Below are 21,210 nucleotides of genomic sequence, written 5' to 3' on the forward strand. Positions count from 1 at the left end.
TGCTAGACCTGTGTCTCCCGTTGGACCTGTTGGGCCTGCTGCTCCCGTTGCTCCTGTTGGGCCTGTTGCTCCTCCTCCTGGACCTGTTGGGCCTGTTGGACCTGTTGCTCCTCCTCCTGGACCTGTTGGGCCTGTTGGACCTGTTGCCCCTCCTCCTGGTGTAACTCCAATGAGTTGAGTTAACAAGTTTAATAGAAGTTGTAAACTTGCAGGATCAATAATTAATGAGAAGAAGAATGGTGCAAGAGCACTGTAGAATTGTTGTAATAAAGAAAGTAATTGATTTAAATCTGGATTAGGAGATTGTAGTAAATTGATAATACTTTGAATTAATTGTTTTAGGAAATTCCCTTCTGGAGAAGGTGCTAACTCATTTAGTAAATTCAATAGTTGCGTAAACAAATTGAGTAAAGCTAATCTGTTTGCGTCACTTGGATTTGCAAAAAACGCTGCAATAGCCGAAATTAAAGAGTTTAATAAAGTTATTAATCTTCCTAATTGTTCGCTAGTAATTGGAACCGTTTGTGGATTGTTACAACAATCTGGAGTGAAAACAATCGGATTATTGCAGTTATTATGACCAAAACAATTATTGTTTGTCATTTATGTCCTCCTTACTTGTTTTATATTTGAGTGTTTTCCTATTATAAGAACTATAAAATTGTGTATAGGTTTCATTCACTTAAAATAGGAAACATGAATTATAATTAAACTGAAAGAACGATATTTAATTATGTTCATGACTCACATATTAATTATATGTTTTTAATAATTGACTGCTTAGATTAAACACCTAAACTTAAAAGTTTATTTTATTTTTCCACGTTTATCTCTTAGGTTTAAAAGCACATTTTAATATTAAAACTAAGCATTAGCATATAACCAATAACTTACAAATAATAAGTAATAACACCACCTTTTCAAATAAATAACAATAATATCTTTACTTAAATTGTGTTCCCTCTATTATCATAAAGCCGTTTCTATTATCAAAAACTCTCATACAATATAGTGGACAAGTTATTGTATACTTCGTTCCCAAAAAACAATATAGGGAGTGAGAATTAATTGCCAATTATTCAACCATTTATGGCATCTAGAAGATTTACATCTACATTAGGAGCTGGTACAGGAACAGGTGCAGCTTTTGCAATTGCTGCTACAGCTTGTTTAAACGATGCTGGCACTACTGCAACTGCTTTTCCGACTTTTACGTATTACAACTTATATGTAAACGGCATTCTTCAACCTAGTGTGAACTCCAGTGTTACTACTGGACCTACTGGTGCTATTACAATTCCTGGCGGAGATGCATTAGACGGTGGAATTCCAATTACAATCGAATTTATCGTCACTTAGTTTTAACTATTTTAATGTAGAGCAAAAAGACAGATCCTTCTTATTTAAGAATCTGTCTTTTTTAATTAATAATGATAAATTGTAAAATAATTGAAGAACCTTGTGATGGTGGTTGATTATCTAATAAAGTTAGCTGACCAGTACTAACCTGATATAATGGCTGTGGTTGAAGTATTCCATTAATAAACAAATTAATGTACGAAACCTCATCAGGAGATAATATGTGAGTTGTACCATATTGAGCTAGCCCATCTGAATCTGTATATGTAAGTTTTTCTCCATCTGAAAAAGTGTAAAATAATAAATTATTTGTTGTTATGGGGCCAATAACGCCAGTTGGACCTGTTGGACCTGTTGCTCCCGTTGCTCCCGTTGTTCCTGTTGATCCCGTTGACCCTGTTGCTCCTGTTGATCCCGTTGCTCCCGTTGGAATATAAATTGGCGGAAGAACCGGAAAAGTAGGTCCAATATTTTCTGGTCTTACCATACCTTTATTCAAAGATAATTTTTCATCTCTGTTCAATTTACTACCTCATTTCACATTTTGTTTACTAATTAACAAATAAACCTTCTATCATTTTAGGGAAATTCCATAACTACTTTTTCATACTCAAATGATTTTACATAAAGTAAACTTTTTACCGTTACTATAACTAGTAGTATTAATATAATAAAATGATAGTTCCATTCCAAAATACTAAATCGGTTACATTTTAATTTGAAAATGAGGTGATTTATATTCAAGATAAGAATGAAAAAATGAAAAAAGGACTATTATCAATAGCTCTTGAAATTATACTTCCATACAGGCTTACAGGTCCTACTGGGCCTACAGGCATCACTGGACCTACAGGCATCACCGGGCCTACAGGCATCACCGGGCCTACAGGCATCACCGGGCCTACAGGCATCACCGGGCCTACAGGCATCACCGGGCCTAATATTACAACAAACTCCATGTTCGCTAATAATACGTCAGGTGGTCCCATTTCAGTTATATTAGGCGGAACTAATATTCCACTTTCTAATAACCAAAGTCTCGGTAATTTTACAGTGAATGCTTCAAATGATATATTTACAATTCCTGTTACTGGGAGATATTATTTAACCTATCAAGTTAATACAACAACTGCACTACTTGCTGGTACAAGGCTACTATTAAACTCTTCGACTCCACTTTCCGGATCTATTTTTTCTCCCGCATTATCAACTTCAAATTATAATAATAATTTAATAATTAATTTAACTGCTGGTAATACAATTTCACTTCAACTATTCGGCGTATTATCCATAGTTAATTTAGTTGGAGGTGGTTCAACAGGTGCCTCTTTAACAATTATACGAATCGATTAAAAAATGATTCATTCTTTTTATAATAATCATTCTTAAATGCTAAAATAGTAACTACTAGGTCATTCCTTTAGTTTATATTTTAATAACTTCACGTAAGTGATTATGCAATAAGAAATACTTTGTACTATATTCATAGTACAAAGTATCTATACTAAATTTTCCGTATATACATTATCAATTTACACTCCTCACTGCTAATGTTACATTGAACATGAAGATAGTTTCTCAAATGCGAACCATCTCAAAACATATTTGAGAAACATACTCCAATCCTATACGCGAGAGCAACACTATGTTGACACTCAAATGAGTGTCTTTTTTTGTGGATTATAAAAAATAAAAACCATCTCTTATAGATAGTTTTATCATTACGCCTTTCTTTGTTTTTCAAGGTAGCTGTAAATTTATGAAGTTGAATAATAAATAGTCATATTTAACCGGGTTTGCGTTCTTCCAAAATTACGATAGGAATGCGGTCTATCCGCCTTAAAGCGAATTGAATCCCCGCTATTTAATTTATACTGACAATCATTTATTTCAATTGTCAATTCCCCTTCAAACACCGTTATAAATTCTTCAGTCCCTTCTTTATGACCTTCCGAATTTAACTTTCCTTCTGTTTCAATTTCAACCGTATAGATTTCAAAGTTCCTATCATCTTGGAAAGGAAAAGAAGGATACACTTTATATCTTCCATTGTCTTCTGATAATACTTGAACATCATTTCGTAAAACAACTTTCGTATCCGGTTGCGGATTATTGATTAAAGAAGTAAAAGACACTTTCAAACCATTCGCAATTTTCCATATCGTTGTTAATGTTGGACTTGACTCTCCACGTTCAATTTGTCCAATCATCGTTTTACTCACACCTGTTAATTGGGAAACCTTTTCTAAACTTAATTTTTCTTTTTCTCGAATTGTTTTTAAATTTTTCGCCAGAATAAGTTGAATTTCTTCCATAAGAAACACTCCTACACTATATACAATATAACGACCGTTATGTATAATAAAAAGCACACGTTATATAGTTCTTTTCAGTCATTATAACATACAAAATACTTAGGGGGGTTTTGAAATGCCTATATTTTCTTTTTTGTTATTTGTTTTTATAAGTAGCTTCACACCCGGACCTAACAATTTTTTAGCTATGACATACGCTAATCAACATGGTTTAAAAAGGAGTATGCAATTTTGCTTCGGAGTAGCTTTCGGTTTTTTCATCCTCACTTCCTTATGTAGTTTCTTTAATATTGTATTAATTAAAATCCTACCTATAATCGAATTCCCTTTAAAAATCTTAGGTGTAGCATATATGCTATATTTAGCTCTTAAAATACTCACAAGTAAAACTAGCATAAATCCCGATGAAAAATATAATAAAAATTTATTTACAGTTGGGATTTTCCTTCAGTTTATTAACCCTAAAGGAATACTATTCGGACTAACTGTAGTATCAACTTTTATTCTTCCTTACTACAATTCATATTCAAGTTATCTACTTTTTTCATTATTTCTAGGTGTAGTTGGATTAATGAGCACATTTAGTTGGACATTATTCGGTTCCATGTTTCAAAAACTTTTGTTGAAGCATACTAAATCATTTAACATCATTATGGCCGTTTTATTAGTTTTCAGTGCGCTTTCCATTATAACCAATTAAATTTCCTTTATTAAAAAAAAGAGGATTACTCAATAAAAGTACCCTCTTTTTGAGGCCGAGTGATTTTTCTGTTTTACTAAAATAAAATTTTTACTTAACTTCATACCACCAGCCTCTACGCTCAAGGTAATCCGTCATTCCTTTAAGTTGCAGCCTCTACTTTTTATCATTCATTTTAAAATCTCTTTATAATAATACAGAAAAATACGCTATAATATAAATTATTGTTCTTTAGGAGGGGTTTAATGGCTGATAAGTATAAATTTTTAATTCTTGTTGTTACAGCATTTTTTTCTTTCTTTTCCTTAATAAAAGATTTCCGTAACACTTCAAAAAGTTTCTTTTGGGGAAGCTTTGCAATCCTAACAAGCTTTATATTATTATTAACACACGCTTTAGAGTTAACTCCAAGACTTCTCCATTCAGCCCAGATGGCTCTTGAGATTATTACAATACCTCGTAAATTATTGTTCCCGTCTGGCACTGAAGTTGCTAGTATTTGCTAACAATTCGTGTATCTAAAAAAATTCAAGTCTATATTTTTAATTATCTTTATAAATATAAAAATGCGGTTTCTCCTTTCTAGAGAAACCGCACCCTATCAAAAATTCTTCTTAAAATTTAAACTGACTCGTATACAGATCAAAGTAAAATCCTCTATCTTCCATGAGAGATTCATGGTTCCCTTTTTCCAAAATACTTCCATCTTTTATAACAAGGATTTGATCTGCTTTTTCAATCGTTTTCAGTCGATGAGCGATTACGAAACTTGTTCGACCTCTCATTAAATTGTTTAGTCCTTCTTGTATTTGTAATTCTGTTCTCGTATCAATATTAGATGTTGCTTCGTCGAGAATTAATATATCTGCATCTGCTAAAATTGCCCGTGCGATCGCAAGAAGTTGTTTTTGTCCTTGACTTAAATTCGATCCTTCTGAAGCAATTTTCGTTTCATATTGATTCGGTAAATGTTTTATAAAAGAATGTGCAGATGCTGTCTTAGCTGCATTGATTACCTCTTCATCACTAGCATCTAATCGGCCATAACGTATATTATCCATAATCGTCCCAGCAAATAAATACGTATCTTGTAAAACGACTCCTATTTTACTTCGCAACGAATTCATATCATATTCTTTTATGTTTTTTCCATCAATATGAATTTGCCCTTGCTGTATATCGTAAAAGCGCGTTAGCAAATTAATGATTGTTGTTTTACCCGATCCAGTTGGTCCTACTAAAGCAATTGTTTCCCCTGGCCGCGCTTTCAGACTCACTTCTTTTAAAATCGTTTTATTTTCCTCATATCCAAATGAAACATTCTCGAGTGCAACATGGCCTTGTAAATTTTGTACAACGAATGCATCTTTTTTATTTTTGATTTCCGGTACTTCATCCATAATTTCAAAGACACGTTCCCCACCAGCAACTGCCGCTTGAATCGTATTCATTAAAGTTGCGAATTGACTAAGTGGTCTTGAGAACTGACGAGAATAATTAATAAAAGCTGCAATGACACCTACAGTTGTCATTCCATTTAAAACCATTACTGATCCAGTTCCAATTACAAGTCCCATACCTAAGTTGTTAATAAAGTTCATACTTGGAAAAATAAAAGCTGAAAATGTATCCGCCTTCGTTGCTGAAACTCTTAGTTGTTCATTAATTTTATTGAAATTCTGTACGGTTTCTTTTTCTTTCCCATATAACGTTGTAACATCCGCTCCTGTTATAGCTTCCTCAATAAATCCATTTAATTCTCCTAAATCTTTTTGACGCTTTGCAAAGTTTTTACCACTATAAGCAACTAATTTTTTTGTAACGAAAAACATAATAGGTACTGTAATTAGTGTAACAATTGCTAAAATCCAATCTAATGCGAACATCGCAATTGTTACACCTATAAAGGTTAATGCTGATGAAATAATTTGTACAACACTTTGTGTCAACGCTTGATTCAAATTATCTATATCATTTGTTACACGACTCATTAAATCCCCTTGAGAACGTACATCAAAGAACCGTAAAGAAAGTGTTTGGATTTTCTCAAAAATATCTTGTCGTATTTTTTGTATCGTTTTTAATGCAACATTAACCATTACAAATGTTTGTAACCAAGTTAAGAATACTGTTACACCGTAAATCGCGATAAGTAACAAACACATTCTCGCCGTACCGCTTAAATCTTTCGGTACAATATATTGATCGATAATTACTCCCATTAAATACGGACCTAATAACCCAAGTAACGTCGTAACAAACACTAAAAATATAACGAACGTAAGAGCAGCCTTTTGATAGCCCATATAGTTCCATACTCTCATCACAGTTCCTTTCGTATTTTTAGCCTTCCCCATCTTTGTTGCGTTACGCCCACCTTTATTAGCAAATTGTCCTTGAAAATTACGCATGTTCTTTCCCACCTTCTTTATGTAAATTGCCACCTTGGGAAAGATAGATTTCTTGATAAACCTCACATTGTTCTAACAGTTCTTCATGTGTACCATCACCAACTAATTCACCGTTATCTAAAACGAGAATTTTATCAGCATCTATTATTGATGAGATTTTAGAGGCAATTAATAATGTTGTTGTTCCTTTATATTCTCTCCTTAATGCTGATTGAATGTTAGATTCTGATTTAGCATCAACTGCTGATGTAGAATCATCTAATACAAGAATAGATGGCTTTCTCACAAGTGCCCTTGCAATGGATACACGTTGTTTTTGTCCGCCTGATAAATTCGTCGCACCTTGTGTTACATGATATTGATAAGAATCTTCCAGTTTGTTAATAAACTCAGTCGCACAAGCTGATGAAGCCGCCACTTCCAGCTCTTCCTTCGTTGCATCTTCTTTTCCATAACGTAAGTTCTCTTCTATACTACCTGAAAACAACAATGCCTTTTGAGGTACGAACCCGATTGAACCACGAAGTTTTTGTAAATTGTATGCCTTAACATTTATTCCATCAATACATATTTCACCTTGATCAACATCGTATAAGCGTGGTAACAATTTTGCTAAAGTAGATTTACCACTTCCTGTAGAACCGATAACCCCTACTTTTTCACCTTTACATATGCGAAATGAAATATCTTTTAAAACATATTCATTATTTTTCGTATAACTATAACTAACATTTTTAAAATCAATATTTCCCTCAATTTCCTTAGGTACAAGCGCATTTGTTTCGCTCGTAATATCAACCTCAGTATTTAAAACTTGCTGTACTCGATCCGCAGATGGAAATGCTCGCGCGATTTGCATAAATACCATACTGATAGACATAAGTGCCATTAAAATAATATTCAAATAATTTATAAACGCTAATATAGCTCCTACTTGAAGAGTCCCGTTAAATACTTTTTCTCCACCAATCCATAATGTTGCGACAATCCCTCCGCTTACAACTAACATTATGATTGGCATCATTAAGGAAATAAGCTGCACCGCTCGAATATTTATCTTCGTTAAATTTGTATTAACATTTCCAAACTGATTAATTTCATATTTTTGTCTTACATACGCTTTAATAACACGTACTCCAGATAAATTTTCTTGTAACTTTGTATTCACTTTATCTAATGCTTCTTGCACCTTTTTGAACGTCCCGCTCGCTTTACTCGCAATGAATATAATCGCAAGTAATAAAATTGGAACGACTACGAGTAATATAGGAAATAACTCGCGTGCTGTTACAAAAACAATTATGATACTTCCGATAAATAACAAAGGACCACGAACGAGAACACGTAATGTCATCGTCATCGCCGATTGAATAGATGTAATATCATTTGTCACTATCGTTAATAACTTTCCAGTTCCAAACGAATCACGATTTTCACTAGAAAATGTTTCTATTTTCGCAAACACATTTTTTCGTATGTCAGTAGCGAAATTAACAGCTGCTTTTGTAGAATACATCATACAGCCAAGCCCTCCAACTAAACCGAGTACTGCAGCTCCTATCATAAGAAGTCCCATTTTTATTACATAATTCATATCCCGATTTGCTATCCCAACATCAATAATATGTTGCATAATAGTCGGTTGAATTAAGTCCATCGCAACCTCAAGTACCATAAATAGTGGTCCAATAATAGCGAAGAACATGTATGGTTTTAAATACTGTAATAATTTACGAAATGATTTCATACATAATCTCCTTTTCCCATGAAATTACCCCCGAATAACTCATATCCCTCCTTATTTAAGCGCTGTAGTTTGTAATTTCTTTCTTATTCCTATTATATTATGTAAATTAATATTTAACATTATTAAATGATAAGCATTAATGACTTTACGGTCAATAAATGTGCTTTTTATTATATACATATAAAAACCGCATTCCTAATGAAAAGAATACGGTTTTTCATCTATATTTTTTCAGTTGTAAACTCTAAAAACTCAGTCTCAAATCCATTATTTTTAGACGGACTACACGTGTAAAAACCTATTTTAATAGGCTTATTTCCTATATCCTCCATCAAATGAGCGATTCTTATTTGTTCCCATTGGTGGATCTTCTTCACATATATTGTATAATCACCACGTTTACGAACAATTCGAAAACGAAGTTGCTCGTTAGCTAATTCTGTCGGAAAGTCTTGCGTGGACCAATCGGAATATCCATTATTCGTTACGACAGCTCCTAAATGAGATGGACCATCTGGAATATATTCTAATGAAGTTTTCAGCCAACACTTTTCCGAAACCATAACAAAAAGACCAGCTTGATCGAATTTTGAATTTGGATTCATACGCAATTGAACTTCAGCTTGAAAGTCTGTCATCGTCTCTGTATAAAATACATGACCATTCATTACTTCGAATCCATAATGTGTTTTAAGCCAAAAATCTGTTTCGGCTTTCGAGCGGACAATAAGCGCATGATTGTTATTAAGCTTATAATATTCAGGTACATTCATTATAGTAAGTTGCTCAATATGTTCTGGTATATGTGATATTTTCATAGTTCCTCCCTATATAAAGCATCTATATACATATTTAAAATTCTACTAATACTGGGAATTTATAACCTTTCAAATCCAACTCTCTATTACTTCGAATCATTAAATACTTACTTGACTGTAATTCTGTAAACTGTACATCCTCAACCCCTAATTGATCTGGAGAGAAGTAAAATTCGATTTCTGTAAATCTTTCAGCAATTTCCCCGCATATTTCATCTAAAACTGGAATTACTGGTGCAAACACTCCATATAATTTCAACTTTTCATTATCTACTTCATACACAATTAGAGCATCTAGCTTCTCTGAATAATACAATTTTCCATTCCATTCCGAATCATACATATTCAAATAAAACGAAGGACGGAAGTTTAATGTTGAAAAATTATTTGAAAGTCTTTGGCTACTATCTATAATTTCATGTATTAATTTTCTATCCTCTTCCATATAATAATCTAGCTCTCTAAGTAAGGAATCATTATTATTCTTTTTATCATATGGAATAGTCATCAAATACTCCTGCACAACTTTAAAACCATATGATGTATATAGTTCAGGTTTTTCCGTAAACAATAATGTGCATTCACATTTCTTATCGATTTCTTCTATCATTTTACTCATTAATTGTGTCATGAGTCCTTGTCTTCGAAAATTAGGGTGTGTCATTACCGATTGAATGCCTGCTGCATTTATTCTTTCACCATTCACTAGCAATGGTAACGAGAATACCGCAACGTTTGCAATCGCTTTATCTTCTTGTAAAAATGATAAAGCTTTATATGTATCATCCCAATAACCTCTCTCTGAAAAATCATGCAATGTTTGACTTGAAATCCCAAACACTTCTTCAAATAAAGGAAATAACTGCTCTCTTTTCGGTTCTTCTAAAAGAAGTTTTTCAAAACTTTCAACATTCCCCATGTTGTCCCTCCATATGTTAATTCCATCAAATTAGATATAGTTGTAGAACCTGCTCTTAAAGTAATAGGTCTTACCAATCAATATACTATCATAAAATATAAAAAAAAAGTCTAATTAATTTTATGTTTCGACTATTCGAAAATAAGTCGAATAAAACAATATTAGGATTTTTGAATATTAATGAGTTTATTATATAAAAATAGCGCTTTCTAATTAGCTTTTACTAATAGAAATACACTATTTATAATAAAAGATTTTTATTCTTTTATCCCTTCAAGTCTTTCCTTCGTATTAATTTCTTCTCCACTTATACGCTTTTCAAAAGACTTTCTCCAACTACTTGAAAGTGCATTTACTTCTAATATCCTTTTTACCCCTTCAATATTTTGCTTTTCCTTATGCATGATACGGTTAGCAAACGCTACTGAAACACCTTTTGGATCAGACTGTAGTCTTTTTAAAGTATCGACTGATGATACCCATCCTTCTTTTAATACACGAAAATAAAATCCTGTATATCCTGTTTCTTGAAAATATAGTGGTAACTTTGGAATATTATATTTTTTTGCTAATTTAAAACAAGGTTGCCTTGGCTGTGTTACCTGTACGATTGCCTGTCCTAGCTCAAACGTATCACCAATACAAACATCCTCTTCGCGCATACCACTAACTGTTATATTTTCTCCGAAAGCCCCATATACAAGATCTTGATTCAACTCTTTTTCCCAATATGGATAGTGATCACCAGTATAAACACAAACTGCTTTATCTACTCCTCCATGATGAACTAAGTCAGCTTGTCCATCCCCATTAAATTTTACAAAAGATAAATATACCGGTTCCTTTACTTGTTTCTTATTTATGCCTGTATGAATTACTTTTCCACCGTATGTAACCTCTTTTGGTAATCCTATATTTAAAGATAATAATTGATATTCATTAGCCATTCTATTTCCTCCTTTAAGATTGTTCCATGTATTTTCTCACTCGATTTATTTTCACTACTATCTCTTTTATATAAAGATGATTATAAAACCTAAAAAATCATTGTTCAATCCAATTATTTATATAATAATAATAGGTAAAACCTATCATTATACTTGAGGTGATCCAAATCGAATTACGACAACTTGAATATTTTTTAGCTGTTTCAAAAGAATTGCATTTCACAAAAGCAGCTGAGAAATTAAATATTTCACAGCCTTCACTTAGTCAGCAAATACGTTCATTAGAACATGAAGTTGGAATGCCCCTTTTCGATCGAATTGGTAAAAAAATATCTTTAACCGAAGCTGGGAGGATTTTATTATTACATAGTAAAACAATTTTTCATGAAATTGAACAAGCCCGTTCTGCTATTCAAGATTTAAACGGATTACAACAAGGTTCCTTAACAATTGGATCATTATTAACCGTCGTAAATTACTTACTACCACCAGCTATTTTAAATTTTAATAACTTATATCCCAATATAAAACTTTCTGTATTAGGACTTCGCACAGGAGATATTCGTGAAAAATTATTACAAAACGAATTAGATATTGGCATTACATTTCTACCGGTGCAAGATAAAGAAATTATTTCTACCCCTCTCTACAAAAGTGAACTTATAATAGTCGTACCAACTGGTCATCAATTAGCTGAACATAATCATGTATCTATTGCTGAATTGCAGAATTACCCTTTAATTCTTTTACCTAAAAATTTCTTTTTAACCGAATTAATTACATCCCATTGTCAAAAATTCAACTTTAAACCAAAACCAATTTTAGAAATTAGTACAATGGAATCTTTAATCCAAATGGTTTCAAAAGGCATGGGAATTACAGTTTTACCAAAACCGTATATAGACTTTTTACAAAATAAAAACATTCAAGCTATTAAAATAGAAAATCCTACTCCAACAATAGAAATAGGGCTTATTTATAGAAAAGATAAATATATGTGTGCTGCAACTCGAGAATTTATTAAACAATTGAAACTAACCGTACATTCTTTACAAAATTAAACGAACAAAAGAGATTATCCTATGAAGTCATTTCATAACGACCTAGTAGAATAATCTCTTTTCATAATGAAATAAAGTATTAACTATAAATTTCAGTGTACCTTTTTGGAAATTGGAATATATTTTGTAAAATAAGCCCCAACTAACAATAATACGATTGAAAATAGCACTGTCAACATACCGCCGAACTGAAACCAATATGCGAACAAATTAAAAATTGCAAGTGAAAAGAAACAAATTGAAGTTAATGCACTCTTCAACCCTTTTATTTCTGCTTTTTTTCTTTTTTGATACGCAATATACATGGAAACGGCTAAAAAAATGATAAAAACAATCATTAATAAAATATTTAGCATCGGTAATCCCTCCAGTATAAATAACCTCCTTCGGTGCTACCATATTACCCCATTTACCCTTTTGGAATCAATTTATTATTCTCTTCTCTCCAAAAATCAGTATAAGTTTTATTTTCAAAGTTCACATTCACCTCAGAAAAAGGAAGACTCCCTCCAACCTCCAACGAGTACCAATCATTTAAAAGTGGAGACCCGAAACAAATATTCATTGTGCATTCATGCAAATCAAACAATACGGAATGTAAAGTTCCAAACCATTCTTCATAATTATGCACCGTCAGCCCGGCAGGATATTCTTTTTGTACTAATCCTTTTAAAGACTCTATACTCACTTGTTCATTTCGATTTAAATGTTCATACAATGTGTGATATCGGTTTGTAGATTGTTCTAATCTTCTACTATTCAGTTTTTGAATAGGTAAACTAATTGCATGGTTTGTTGATACGATAAAATCTTGGCTTTCCTCATCAATTGAAGTTATTGATTTATATCCGTCAAATATTTCAATACGTGCTGCGTCTAATGAATCTGCTACTATTAAATTTATATTACTAGCAATCGGTATTTCTTCTATTAGTGACTTAGCCTCCTGCACATTTTTGCATTTCTCCAATAACAGTCGAATTACTGCAAAACATTGTAAACCACTTACTACTGTCTTTCAAATCAAATACAGCTGGAATAAAGCGAACAGTTATAAAATAAAAACTAGGAAACTGTAATCTTTAACAGTTCCCTAGTTTTTTAATACTAAATGATTCCCTCTTCCACCATCGTTTCTGCAATTTGAACCGAGTTCCACGCCGCACCTTTTAATAAATTATCGGAAACGATCCAAAGATGGAATCCGTTTGGTGTATCAGGATCTTTTCTAATTCTTCCGACAAATGTATCTATTTTCCCTTCTGCATATAATGGCATTGGATACAGCTGTTTACTAGGGTTATCCTGCAAAATAACACCTGGTGCATCCATTAATACTTCCTTAATTTCCGTAACGGTAGCTTCTTTTTCCAGTTCTATATAAACCGATTCTGAATGCCCTGATACAACTGGAACACGTACACAAGTAGCTGCCATTTTCAGGTTTGGGTCTTCTAAAATTTTCTTCGTTTCTTGAATCATCTTTACTTCTTCAAAGGTAAAATCATTATCCGTGAATATATCGACTTGAGGCAATATATTGAATGCAATTGGATAATATTTTTTATCTTTTTTCGCTGGTAATATAGTACTCTCCACTTCTTCACCTGCAAGTATTGACTTAGCCTGTTCTTTTAATTCTTGAATTGCATGAATACCAGAACCCGATACAGCCTGATAAGTGGAAACGATAATTCGTTCTAATCCGAATACTTTTCGTATTGGCTGAAGAGCTGTTACCATCTGTAATGCTGAACAATTCGGAACTGCTATTATCCCTTTATGTTCCTTTAAAGTGTGCGCATTCACTTCCGGAACAACGAGCGGTACATCATGTGCCATTCGGTATTCGCTTGTGTTGTCAATGACGATGGCACCGCTAGAGACAGCTTGATTTACAAATTGTCTAGAAACTTCTCCTCCAGCGCTAAAAAAGGCAATATCTACCCCTTCAAAGCTATTTATTTTTGCTTCTTGTATAATGATCTCTCGCCCTTTAAATTGTACTGTCTTACCAGCTGATCTTTTTGACGAAAGTAACGTAACTTCAGCTATATTAAACTTTGTTTCTTTTTCTAACAGTTCAATAATTTTCTGACCTACTGCACCCGTAGCCCCAACAACAGCTACATGATAGCCCTTTTCACTCATCTTTTCTCCTCCAATGTTAAATAAATAAATATTTCTACAATTTCATTTTATAAGGAATTTAATCATTTGGAAAATTGAAATACGTGATATAATCATTCACAAATCATGATAATAAAAGAGGGATTTTTTATGGAAATGAGACATGTTAAAACTTTTTGTGCCATCGTTAAGTATGGTAGCTTTTCTAAAGCTGCTCACGCGTTAGGTTATGCGCAATCTACTGTAACAGCGCATATGAAAGCATTAGAAAACGATTTACACCTCCCTCTTTTTGATCGATTAGGGAAAAAAATACTTCTTACAAAAGCAGGTCATCAATTTCATCCTTATGCTTTAGAATTACTTGCAATTTATGAAAAAGCGCAAGAAATCCCTCAAAATACCGATCAATTAGAAGGTACATTGAGTATTACATCAAACGAATCATTAGCAGTGTACCGTTTACCACAATTATTACGCGCTTATAAACAGAAAAATCAAAAAGTAAATATCGTACTTGAAACAAACACAAATGAACAAGCATTACAAAAATTACGTGAAGGAGAAACAGACGTTGTCTTCATAATTGGAGAAAGTATAGAACATAATGATTTTATTACGCGTACTTTTAGTAATGAAACATTTGGATGGATTTTACCAGCTTATTCCTCTGCGCATACAAATCCATTCCAGTTATTACAGGACACCCAGTTCATTTTTACAGAACAAAGCTGCGGCTATAGGCCAATGGTAGATCGTTTTTTACGTCAAAGCGGGAATATTCCAGCTAAAACATTTGAAACTTCCAACGTTGAAGTTATTAAACAATCCGTTATGTGTGAGTTAGGAATTTCAATTCTTCCTTACATCGTTGTACAAGAAAGTTGTCAAAAAGAACAACTCTGTTTTCAGCCTATCGAAACGTCAACTGTTATTCAAAGCCATGTAATTTATCATAAATCTAGATGGATTTCCCCTGTAGTACAGTCGTTTCTTTCACTATTAAAAGTGATGAAAGTATAAAAAGAATATGAAAGAAAACATGAATTGAAATCCTTTGAAGAATATCAATCCACGTTTTCTTTCATACTACTTATATAGTCATCTTCTTTTTATTAGATAATGCTTTTCCTTTAACTAGAACAAATATAATCGGAAGGACGAGTAAACTAGCAATTGCACACATTATTCCTAAAGAAGAAAACGGAAATCCATTACTTACGGTAAGCGACGCTACGCCAGAAGCAATAGTCATCCCAATATACATGGCAGAGCTATTTAATGCCATTACAGTCCCTCGCACAACTGGTTTTAATTCTGAAATTAGTGCCGTTAATGATGCTTGGCCAAATCCAATAAATAAACTCCAAATGATATGTAAAGTAATTGCAATTACTAGATTTTCTATGGAAAGCGAGAACAATATTACACTTATTGAGGTTACAATACTCGCAATGGATATAACATTCTTCTTTCCTATTTTATCAGCTAACTTCCCACCCAAAATGTTACCAGCTACACTACCAACTCCCGCTAAAAAGATTACAACACCTATTTCACCAACGGAAAGTCCAAAATTATTCCCATAATAAACACCTATGTACGAAAACATGCCGTGTAATCCAATTGTCCATAGAAACGTTGCTAATAACGCAAATAAAACTGAAACATTTACTAAAACCATTTTAAGTGGTGCACTTAACGTTTTCGCTATAGAAACATGCACATCATTTCTCTGTTTTTCATTTCTTAATATGCGATTAACTAATAATGTAAGAAATAAAGTTAATAGTCCTATACTATAAAATGTCCATTGCCAATTTCCTACTTCAGATAAAAATGCACCTATAGGTACTCCAATGACTGTCGAACCTACCATTGCTCCCATAATCGTTCCCATCGCTTTTCCTCTTGACTCATATGTAACTTTATCACCTACTAATGCAAAAACACTTGGCATAATCATCGCACCAGATAAACCTGTTAGGCCGCGAAATAATAAAAGAATTTCAAAACTCTTCGCTAATCCCGTACAAAATGTAGAAATAGAGAAAATAGTAAATCCTATTATGATCATACGTTTCCTTCCAACTCTATCAGACATCGTTCCAAGTACAGGTGCAGTTATTCCATAACAAAGTGCATAAATAGTAATTAATAACCCTCCACTCCCATCAGGGATACTAATTGTTTCTGTAATTACTGGTAATAAAGGTGCCACTAATAATGAATCTAATCCAACAAAAAAAGCTACAATTGCCAAAATGCGTATCATTGACTTTAACTCCATATATAACTCCCCTTTATTTCATATATGAAATAAATCTTTATTTTTATCCCCTCTTTTTTACTGCATCGATTTTTATTTCATATATGAAGTATTTATATAAATAAAAATGTAACAGCGTGTTACATTTTTATTATATTTAATTCAAATGCTTCTTCCACTTTAATAGTAAAGCATCTAAATGCTCTTCTTCTTCTTTCGTAAAACAACCACAGTTTTCTTTTAAAAAATCACTATATTGCACATCTACTTGCTTTTTTATTTCTTCACCTTTTTTAGTTAAACAAACGAGCGTTTCACGTTGGTCATTTGGATTCTTCTCTGTCATAACGTAACCATCACGCTTCATCCGTTGAATCATTGTTGTCATATTACTTGGGACACATCCCATGTTTTCAATTAACTTTGACATAGATACTTTCCCAGATTTTGCGAGTACTTGAATCACTCCAAATTGTACGTAACTTATATCATATTGCTCAATTGCCTTATCTAGATTTTTTTGGAGTAAATGATAAACATCACGAATATTACCGTAAAGCTCTCTGTTATTCATATGTAATGTAAGCCCCTCTAATTTATTTCATATATGAATGATATTCCCATTTATTTCTTGTGTCAACAAAAACACCTTTGTATGCATAACAACAAAGGTGTTCCAAAATCAACATACTTCTTATTTATTAGTCTGTTCTCCACCTGCAATTAATTTACTGCCTGAATATGTACTTTTTTGCATAAACAGTTGATTAATTAACTCTTTTTGTTCGGCTTCTGACATTACACCTTTTCCTTCGCCTAAATTTCCACTTTGTAATTTCCAAATCTTGTTGTGATCCGCATCCATTTTTTCATATTTTCCTTGTTTCCATCTCTCTAAAATATCTGCATATGTTTTTCCTTGTACTAGATCATTGCTCTTTACAATATCAAGTAAACTTTCAATACGTTCTTGTGTAATAAAAATATAGCCCCACTTTTGATCAGCTTTCGTTTTTTGATGTGCCATTTCATGTAATGCTGTTTGTATATTCTCATCAGTCCATTTAAAATTTTTATTAAATCCGCTATTTGGCAATGAATGATTGCCATTTTCTAAAACCTTTGCATCTTCAGCTTTTACATTACTATCAGCTAGTACTTCTGCTGCCGGTGCAGCTGGTGATGCCTTTTTAGCAGCTGGTTTACTATTATTCAAATAATACATCATACCATATGTTACACCTAAGCCGATTACCGCCATACCAGCTATAATACCTATTATTTTAAATAATGTTTTCATCTTGCTTGTTGCCTCCCGTATATCCCATTTCATATTTTCTATTTTCTAAACCACATATGTATTTCCTCATATTATATTTCTTTTCTTTATAAATTGAAAGATTATTCTGTAAAAATTCCCCATCTTTTTCAAATGCGATCCACCTCTAAGCATTTCGTTTTAAATTTATAAAAATATATGCTAGCCTAAATATAAAGGAGATGAATAAATATGAGTTTATTGCATAACGGTTTAACATTTTTAAACTTTGATGATACGTATTTATTACAAAATAAACTACATTCTTATTCACATGAAGATATTGATTTTACTCATTTAGAACACGCAAATCTATATTGCGAAAACACTTCTTTAATGCATATAAAAAGAGTATTAAATCGTAGAAAGAATAAAGGAATTACTTTTATAGGTTCTGGAAATTATCATTATGTATCTCATTTATTATTAGAAGAAATAGACAAACCTTTTACCCTTATACTATTTGATCATCATACTGATATGAACTTAAAGGAAGCAAATGAACAGACTCTTATTTCCTGCGGATCTTGGGTATCATTTTCTCTTCAAAATAATGGTAATTTAAAGAAAGTAATTATTATCGGACCTTCTTCTCTAACAATTCATTCTAATGATTGTTCATACGTAGAAGTTTTTCCAATTGATATATCACATGAAGTATCCATACATACAATACTTTCACATATTCATACAGAAACAATATATGTAAGCATTGATAAGGATGTTTTAGATCCAAAAGTCACTATTACAAATTGGGATCAAGGGCATATGAAGCTATCTATACTTTTACAATTTATTCATTCTCTTATTACGAATAAATCTATTTATGGTATTGATATTTGCGGTGAACTCCCAGTTTATCCTTCTCAACTCTTCTTACCTAAATATAAAAATGCTATTCAGAAAAATGAACAAGCAAACTTACAAATTTTAAAAACAATTTATGAAACGAACTTACATATTCAATACGCATAAAAAGAACGAGTACCTTACAGGTACTCGTTCTTTTTATGCGCGATTTTCTTTTAACCACTTCGTAATTGCATCTAACCTCGAAACATCAAAACGTCTGTCTTCACACACATGTAAACTGTTTAAACTTTTCACAATTTCTAATTCATTCGACTTTACACTTTTTGCCTCAATTAATTTACAGTACCCATCTGTAACAGTATTTAAATTTTCATAATAACGCTGAAGTGGTTTTGATATATGTAAATGCTTTTCAAAGTTTCTTCTTCTTCTCGTCTCGTCAAATTCTTTCCGTTTTCTAAGTTCTTCATCATTCGTATATAAATAAAAATATTGATCAGGAAAACCAATTTCCCTATGTATCAACTTTTCTTTATAAAAGTTTTCTATTAAAGATAATGGCTGATCAAATATTTCAAAATGGAAACACCAATTATAACTAAGTGGTTGATAAATATCGCCATCAAGTATTACTATTTCATATTGCTCTGACTTCTGCACTGCTATTTTCCAGCGCTCTACTTGTTTTTCAAAATACCATGTTCTATGTTCATTTTTTGGTCTTTCAAATAAAAAATTCACTTCTGGTATAATATAAGCACCATAATTCTTTTCTAACTCACGACAAGTGCTGCTCTTACCAACAGCACTTGCTCCCTCGAACGCTATAATCCCCATAGTTTCTCCCACTTTCATTAACTTAGATTTCGTTGTTTCACTTTTCTCCCCCATAACTGTCTCCATAAAACAATTGAAGCGATAGAAAGCATTATTGTTGTAATGATACTCCCCTCAATTCCGAATGAGCCTCCATGAAAGAGCTCCGATCCGTTTGCTACAGGTCTAAAAAGTGGTGTAGAATACATCTCCATTCCACTAACCGCAAAACCGAATACGTTATATTGTGCCCAATTCCAAATGGAATGCCACGCACATATACCCCAAAGACTACTGTCTTTCAAAACGTAAAAAGCTGCAAACACACCAACTAATATTATATTCGATATTGAAAGAATTGTAATACCTGGATTTAGTAAATGAAGAAAACCAAATAAAAAAGAAGTTACAACAATACCGACCCATATACGGCTTCTAACAGAAAGAACCGGAAATAACCAACCTCGAACAACAATTTCTTCTGTCGCACCTTGTATTAAAAAAGCAACTAAAGAACCCACAATTCCAAGCATAGCGGTTGGTGTAATTTGTTGCATTTGTAGTTGTACATTTCCAGTTAATAAAAGTAGCAAGACTGGTATTGAAATGAAAACAAAACCTATTAATGCACCTTTCAAATATTTTCTTATCCATTGATTCCTCCAAAAGCCAATAGATGCAATTGATCTTTTTTCTACGAATCTAATCCATAAAAAAACAAAAAATATAGCACCCCCAAATGTCAATATCATCTCAATATTGCTATAAATCGCCTTCATTAAAAGTGTTTCTGCTTTCGGTAAAAACAACATAAATAACATAAACAATTCACCTAAAGTTAAAAATAAAATTGCAAGTATAACAGCGAATACTGGATGAACTTTTCTTCTTCCTTCTTTGGCCGCTTCCAATATTTTGAATTGAGTAGACTGCAATATTCTCGCCTCCTTAATAAATCAACAATATTCTTGTACTCTATATCGTTTCCTTAATACAAATCCTCAATAAAAATGTTCTCAGTTTAGCATAAACCAAAATTAGGAATAATATATAAATAAAAGAGATGTTTTTGTGTCTTTTACCATCCTATTTCAGACTGGTATTACCAGCACTTGCTATTTCCCACCATTTGTTGTAAGATAGTAATTAAGGTCAATTTAACAGTATATTTTCTTTGCATATTATCAAGTATCAATCAGGAACATTTTATATTCCTTATGGGTTTTTGATAATATGTGAAATTTTATTTTTCATTCAAATAAGGCCGAACATATTGTAATCTTTTTAATTTTTAGGAGGCATTACCATGACATTAACAGGTAAAGTAAAATGGTTTAACAGCGAAAAAGGTTTCGGTTTCATCGAAGTTGAAGGTGGCAACGACGTATTCGTTCACTTCTCAGCTATCACTGGCGACGGCTTCAAATCTCTTGACGAAGGTCAAGAAGTTAGCTTCGAAGTTGAAGACGGTAACCGTGGACCTCAAGCTAAAAACGTTGTAAAGCTATAATTCAAACAATAAAAAGGTTGTTACCAGCACGGTTAACAACCTTTTTAATATATAACTAAAATTTTTTACATAAAAGG

The 21,210-nt window shown here is 32.5% G+C and carries 24 protein-coding genes and 1 pseudogene; 8 read left to right on the forward strand and 17 right to left on the reverse strand.

Translation table 11 applies throughout. The features are described from left to right. On the reverse strand, positions 1 to 603 hold a 603-nt coding region (locus FH036_RS26075; RefSeq protein ID WP_139896389.1), incomplete at its 3' end, for a collagen-like repeat preface domain-containing protein. A gap of 465 nt (positions 604 to 1,068) precedes the next feature. On the opposite strand from FH036_RS26075, the gene FH036_RS26080 reads away from it, so the two are divergent. Continuing rightward, complete coding sequence (locus FH036_RS26080; RefSeq protein WP_001121647.1) at positions 1,069 to 1,359, forward strand: DUF4183 domain-containing protein; 291 nt, start codon at positions 1,069 to 1,071, stop codon at positions 1,357 to 1,359. Positions 1,360 to 1,420: 61 nt separating this feature from the next. Here the strand turns inward: FH036_RS26080 and FH036_RS26085 are convergent, their stop codons facing one another. After that, the gene (locus FH036_RS26085; protein WP_139896390.1) at positions 1,421 to 1,882 is read right to left on the reverse strand and encodes a DUF4183 domain-containing protein; all 462 of its coding nucleotides are present in this window, start codon (positions 1,880 to 1,882) and stop codon (positions 1,421 to 1,423) included. Positions 1,883 to 2,088: 206 nt separating this feature from the next. On the opposite strand from FH036_RS26085, the gene FH036_RS26090 reads away from it, so the two are divergent. Beyond that, entirely contained in the window at positions 2,089 to 2,712 is a 624-nt protein-coding gene (locus FH036_RS26090; protein WP_139896392.1) for a collagen-like protein, read from the forward strand. Between the two features lie 404 nt (positions 2,713 to 3,116). Here the strand turns inward: FH036_RS26090 and FH036_RS26095 are convergent, their stop codons facing one another. After that, positions 3,117 to 3,731, reverse strand: coding sequence for a helix-turn-helix domain-containing protein (locus FH036_RS26095; RefSeq protein WP_116777243.1), 615 nt, complete (start codon positions 3,729 to 3,731; stop codon positions 3,117 to 3,119). A 58-nt stretch (positions 3,732 to 3,789) separates the two neighbouring features. On the opposite strand from FH036_RS26095, the gene FH036_RS26100 reads away from it, so the two are divergent. Next, entirely contained in the window at positions 3,790 to 4,374 is a 585-nt protein-coding gene (locus tag FH036_RS26100; RefSeq protein ID WP_074608349.1) for a LysE family translocator, read from the forward strand. 90 nt (positions 4,375 to 4,464) lie between these two features. On the opposite strand, the gene FH036_RS27700 is transcribed toward FH036_RS26100, so the two are convergent. Beyond that, complete coding sequence (locus tag FH036_RS27700; protein WP_353824113.1) at positions 4,465 to 4,527, reverse strand: N-acetylmuramoyl-L-alanine amidase C-terminal domain-containing protein; 63 nt, start codon at positions 4,525 to 4,527, stop codon at positions 4,465 to 4,467. A 92-nt stretch (positions 4,528 to 4,619) separates the two neighbouring features. On the opposite strand from FH036_RS27700, the gene FH036_RS26110 reads away from it, so the two are divergent. Next, positions 4,620 to 4,880 (forward strand): hypothetical protein, encoded by a 261-nt coding sequence (locus tag FH036_RS26110; protein ID WP_044791133.1) that lies wholly within the window; start codon positions 4,620 to 4,622, stop codon positions 4,878 to 4,880. Between the two features lie 108 nt (positions 4,881 to 4,988). On the opposite strand, the gene FH036_RS26115 is transcribed toward FH036_RS26110, so the two are convergent. The 5 genes from FH036_RS26115 to FH036_RS26135 all read right to left on the reverse strand — a co-directional run bounded on the left by FH036_RS26115 (position 4,989) and on the right by FH036_RS26135 (position 11,216). Then, positions 4,989 to 6,785: an ABC transporter ATP-binding protein gene (locus FH036_RS26115; RefSeq protein WP_139896394.1), complete on the reverse strand. Its 1,797-nt coding sequence runs from the start codon at positions 6,783 to 6,785 to the stop codon at positions 4,989 to 4,991. Next, positions 6,778 to 8,532 carry an ABC transporter ATP-binding protein gene (locus tag FH036_RS26120; protein WP_000834811.1) on the reverse strand — a complete coding sequence of 585 codons (1,755 nt, stop codon included), beginning with the start codon at positions 8,530 to 8,532 and terminating at the stop codon, positions 6,778 to 6,780. The genes FH036_RS26115 and FH036_RS26120 overlap by 8 nt, the downstream gene beginning before the upstream one ends. Positions 8,533 to 8,753: 221 nt before the next feature. Beyond that, positions 8,754 to 9,350, reverse strand: a complete 597-nt coding sequence (locus tag FH036_RS26125; RefSeq protein WP_000703153.1) for a DUF1349 domain-containing protein — start codon at positions 9,348 to 9,350, stop codon at positions 8,754 to 8,756. 34 nt (positions 9,351 to 9,384) lie between these two features. Next, on the reverse strand, positions 9,385 to 10,269 hold the full coding sequence (locus FH036_RS26130) for a GNAT family N-acetyltransferase (RefSeq protein WP_139896395.1): 885 nt from the start codon (positions 10,267 to 10,269) through the stop codon (positions 9,385 to 9,387). A 257-nt stretch (positions 10,270 to 10,526) separates the two neighbouring features. After that, the gene (locus FH036_RS26135) at positions 10,527 to 11,216 is read right to left on the reverse strand and encodes an MOSC domain-containing protein (protein WP_087963848.1); all 690 of its coding nucleotides are present in this window, start codon (positions 11,214 to 11,216) and stop codon (positions 10,527 to 10,529) included. 158 nt (positions 11,217 to 11,374) lie between these two features. Here FH036_RS26135 and FH036_RS26140 point away from each other — a divergent pair, with 158 nt between their 5' ends. Further along, positions 11,375 to 12,277 carry a LysR family transcriptional regulator gene (locus FH036_RS26140; RefSeq protein WP_000614456.1) on the forward strand — a complete coding sequence of 301 codons (903 nt, stop codon included), beginning with the start codon at positions 11,375 to 11,377 and terminating at the stop codon, positions 12,275 to 12,277. Between the two features lie 92 nt (positions 12,278 to 12,369). Here the strand turns inward: FH036_RS26140 and FH036_RS26145 are convergent, their stop codons facing one another. The 3 genes and pseudogenes from FH036_RS26145 to FH036_RS26155 form a co-directional block, all read right to left on the reverse strand. Further along, a complete protein-coding gene (locus FH036_RS26145; RefSeq protein WP_000932119.1) occupies positions 12,370 to 12,633 on the reverse strand; it encodes a hypothetical protein in 264 nt (87 codons plus the stop codon). Positions 12,634 to 12,686: 53 nt separating this feature from the next. Then, a pseudogene (locus FH036_RS26150) lies at positions 12,687 to 13,295 on the reverse strand (C45 family autoproteolytic acyltransferase/hydrolase); the annotation flags it as partial. Positions 13,296 to 13,384: 89 nt separating this feature from the next. After that, on the reverse strand, positions 13,385 to 14,428 hold the full coding sequence (locus FH036_RS26155; RefSeq protein ID WP_139896397.1) for an aspartate-semialdehyde dehydrogenase: 1,044 nt from the start codon (positions 14,426 to 14,428) through the stop codon (positions 13,385 to 13,387). 129 nt (positions 14,429 to 14,557) lie between these two features. Here FH036_RS26155 and FH036_RS26160 point away from each other — a divergent pair, with 129 nt between their 5' ends. Beyond that, on the forward strand, positions 14,558 to 15,430 hold the full coding sequence (locus FH036_RS26160; RefSeq protein ID WP_139896399.1) for a LysR family transcriptional regulator: 873 nt from the start codon (positions 14,558 to 14,560) through the stop codon (positions 15,428 to 15,430). 70 nt (positions 15,431 to 15,500) lie between these two features. On the opposite strand, the gene FH036_RS26165 is transcribed toward FH036_RS26160, so the two are convergent. The 3 genes from FH036_RS26165 to FH036_RS26175 form a co-directional block, all read right to left on the reverse strand. Then, positions 15,501 to 16,697 (reverse strand): MFS transporter, encoded by a 1,197-nt coding sequence (locus FH036_RS26165; protein ID WP_138322010.1) that lies wholly within the window; start codon positions 16,695 to 16,697, stop codon positions 15,501 to 15,503. 136 nt (positions 16,698 to 16,833) lie between these two features. After that, a complete protein-coding gene (locus FH036_RS26170; protein ID WP_139896401.1) occupies positions 16,834 to 17,250 on the reverse strand; it encodes a MarR family winged helix-turn-helix transcriptional regulator in 417 nt (138 codons plus the stop codon). Between the two features lie 120 nt (positions 17,251 to 17,370). Beyond that, positions 17,371 to 17,976 (reverse strand): PRK06770 family protein, encoded by a 606-nt coding sequence (locus tag FH036_RS26175; RefSeq protein WP_044791112.1) that lies wholly within the window; start codon positions 17,974 to 17,976, stop codon positions 17,371 to 17,373. Between the two features lie 210 nt (positions 17,977 to 18,186). Here FH036_RS26175 and FH036_RS26180 point away from each other — a divergent pair, with 210 nt between their 5' ends. Further along, positions 18,187 to 18,969 carry an arginase family protein gene (locus tag FH036_RS26180; RefSeq protein WP_139896403.1) on the forward strand — a complete coding sequence of 261 codons (783 nt, stop codon included), beginning with the start codon at positions 18,187 to 18,189 and terminating at the stop codon, positions 18,967 to 18,969. Positions 18,970 to 19,002: 33 nt separating this feature from the next. Here the strand turns inward: FH036_RS26180 and FH036_RS26185 are convergent, their stop codons facing one another. Next, entirely contained in the window at positions 19,003 to 19,644 is a 642-nt protein-coding gene (locus FH036_RS26185; RefSeq protein ID WP_139896414.1) for an AAA family ATPase, read from the reverse strand. Positions 19,645 to 19,661: 17 nt separating this feature from the next. Continuing rightward, a complete protein-coding gene (locus tag FH036_RS26190; protein ID WP_139896405.1) occupies positions 19,662 to 20,558 on the reverse strand; it encodes a CPBP family intramembrane glutamic endopeptidase in 897 nt (298 codons plus the stop codon). A gap of 371 nt (positions 20,559 to 20,929) precedes the next feature. On the opposite strand from FH036_RS26190, the gene cspD reads away from it, so the two are divergent. Then, on the forward strand, positions 20,930 to 21,133 hold the full coding sequence (gene cspD, locus FH036_RS26195; RefSeq protein ID WP_000176368.1) for a cold-shock protein CspD: 204 nt from the start codon (positions 20,930 to 20,932) through the stop codon (positions 21,131 to 21,133). The last annotated feature ends 77 nt before the right edge of the window (positions 21,134 to 21,210 follow it).

The organism is Bacillus sp. CD3-5, from assembly GCF_006349665.1.
Taxonomy (GTDB): Bacteria; Bacillota; Bacilli; order Bacillales; family Bacillaceae_G; genus Bacillus_A; species Bacillus_A paranthracis.

What these genes read in the sequence shown, in the direction of transcription:
- FH036_RS26185 (WP_139896414.1), bottom strand. Translation starts at nt 19,644, where the DNA reads ATGGGGATTATAGCGTTCGAGGGAGCAAGTGCTGTTGGTAAGAGCAGC.
- FH036_RS26120 (WP_000834811.1), bottom strand. Translation starts at nt 8,532, where the DNA reads ATGAAATCATTTCGTAAATTATTACAGTATTTAAAACCATACATGTTC.
- FH036_RS26165 (WP_138322010.1), bottom strand. Translation starts at nt 16,697, where the DNA reads ATGGAGTTAAAGTCAATGATACGCATTTTGGCAATTGTAGCTTTTTTT.
- FH036_RS26170 (WP_139896401.1), bottom strand. Translation starts at nt 17,250, where the DNA reads ATGAATAACAGAGAGCTTTACGGTAATATTCGTGATGTTTATCATTTA.
- FH036_RS26160 (WP_139896399.1), top strand. Translation starts at nt 14,558, where the DNA reads ATGGAAATGAGACATGTTAAAACTTTTTGTGCCATCGTTAAGTATGGT.
- FH036_RS26130 (WP_139896395.1), bottom strand. Translation starts at nt 10,269, where the DNA reads ATGGGGAATGTTGAAAGTTTTGAAAAACTTCTTTTAGAAGAACCGAAA.
- FH036_RS26135 (WP_087963848.1), bottom strand. Translation starts at nt 11,216, where the DNA reads ATGGCTAATGAATATCAATTATTATCTTTAAATATAGGATTACCAAAA.
- cspD (WP_000176368.1), top strand. Translation starts at nt 20,930, where the DNA reads ATGACATTAACAGGTAAAGTAAAATGGTTTAACAGCGAAAAAGGTTTC.
- FH036_RS26145 (WP_000932119.1), bottom strand. Translation starts at nt 12,633, where the DNA reads ATGCTAAATATTTTATTAATGATTGTTTTTATCATTTTTTTAGCCGTT.
- FH036_RS26175 (WP_044791112.1), bottom strand. Translation starts at nt 17,976, where the DNA reads ATGAAAACATTATTTAAAATAATAGGTATTATAGCTGGTATGGCGGTA.
- FH036_RS26180 (WP_139896403.1), top strand. Translation starts at nt 18,187, where the DNA reads ATGAGTTTATTGCATAACGGTTTAACATTTTTAAACTTTGATGATACG.
- FH036_RS26100 (WP_074608349.1), top strand. Translation starts at nt 3,790, where the DNA reads ATGCCTATATTTTCTTTTTTGTTATTTGTTTTTATAAGTAGCTTCACA.
- FH036_RS26155 (WP_139896397.1), bottom strand. Translation starts at nt 14,428, where the DNA reads ATGAGTGAAAAGGGCTATCATGTAGCTGTTGTTGGGGCTACGGGTGCA.
- FH036_RS26110 (WP_044791133.1), top strand. Translation starts at nt 4,620, where the DNA reads ATGGCTGATAAGTATAAATTTTTAATTCTTGTTGTTACAGCATTTTTT.
- FH036_RS26125 (WP_000703153.1), bottom strand. Translation starts at nt 9,350, where the DNA reads ATGAAAATATCACATATACCAGAACATATTGAGCAACTTACTATAATG.
- FH036_RS26115 (WP_139896394.1), bottom strand. Translation starts at nt 6,785, where the DNA reads ATGCGTAATTTTCAAGGACAATTTGCTAATAAAGGTGGGCGTAACGCA.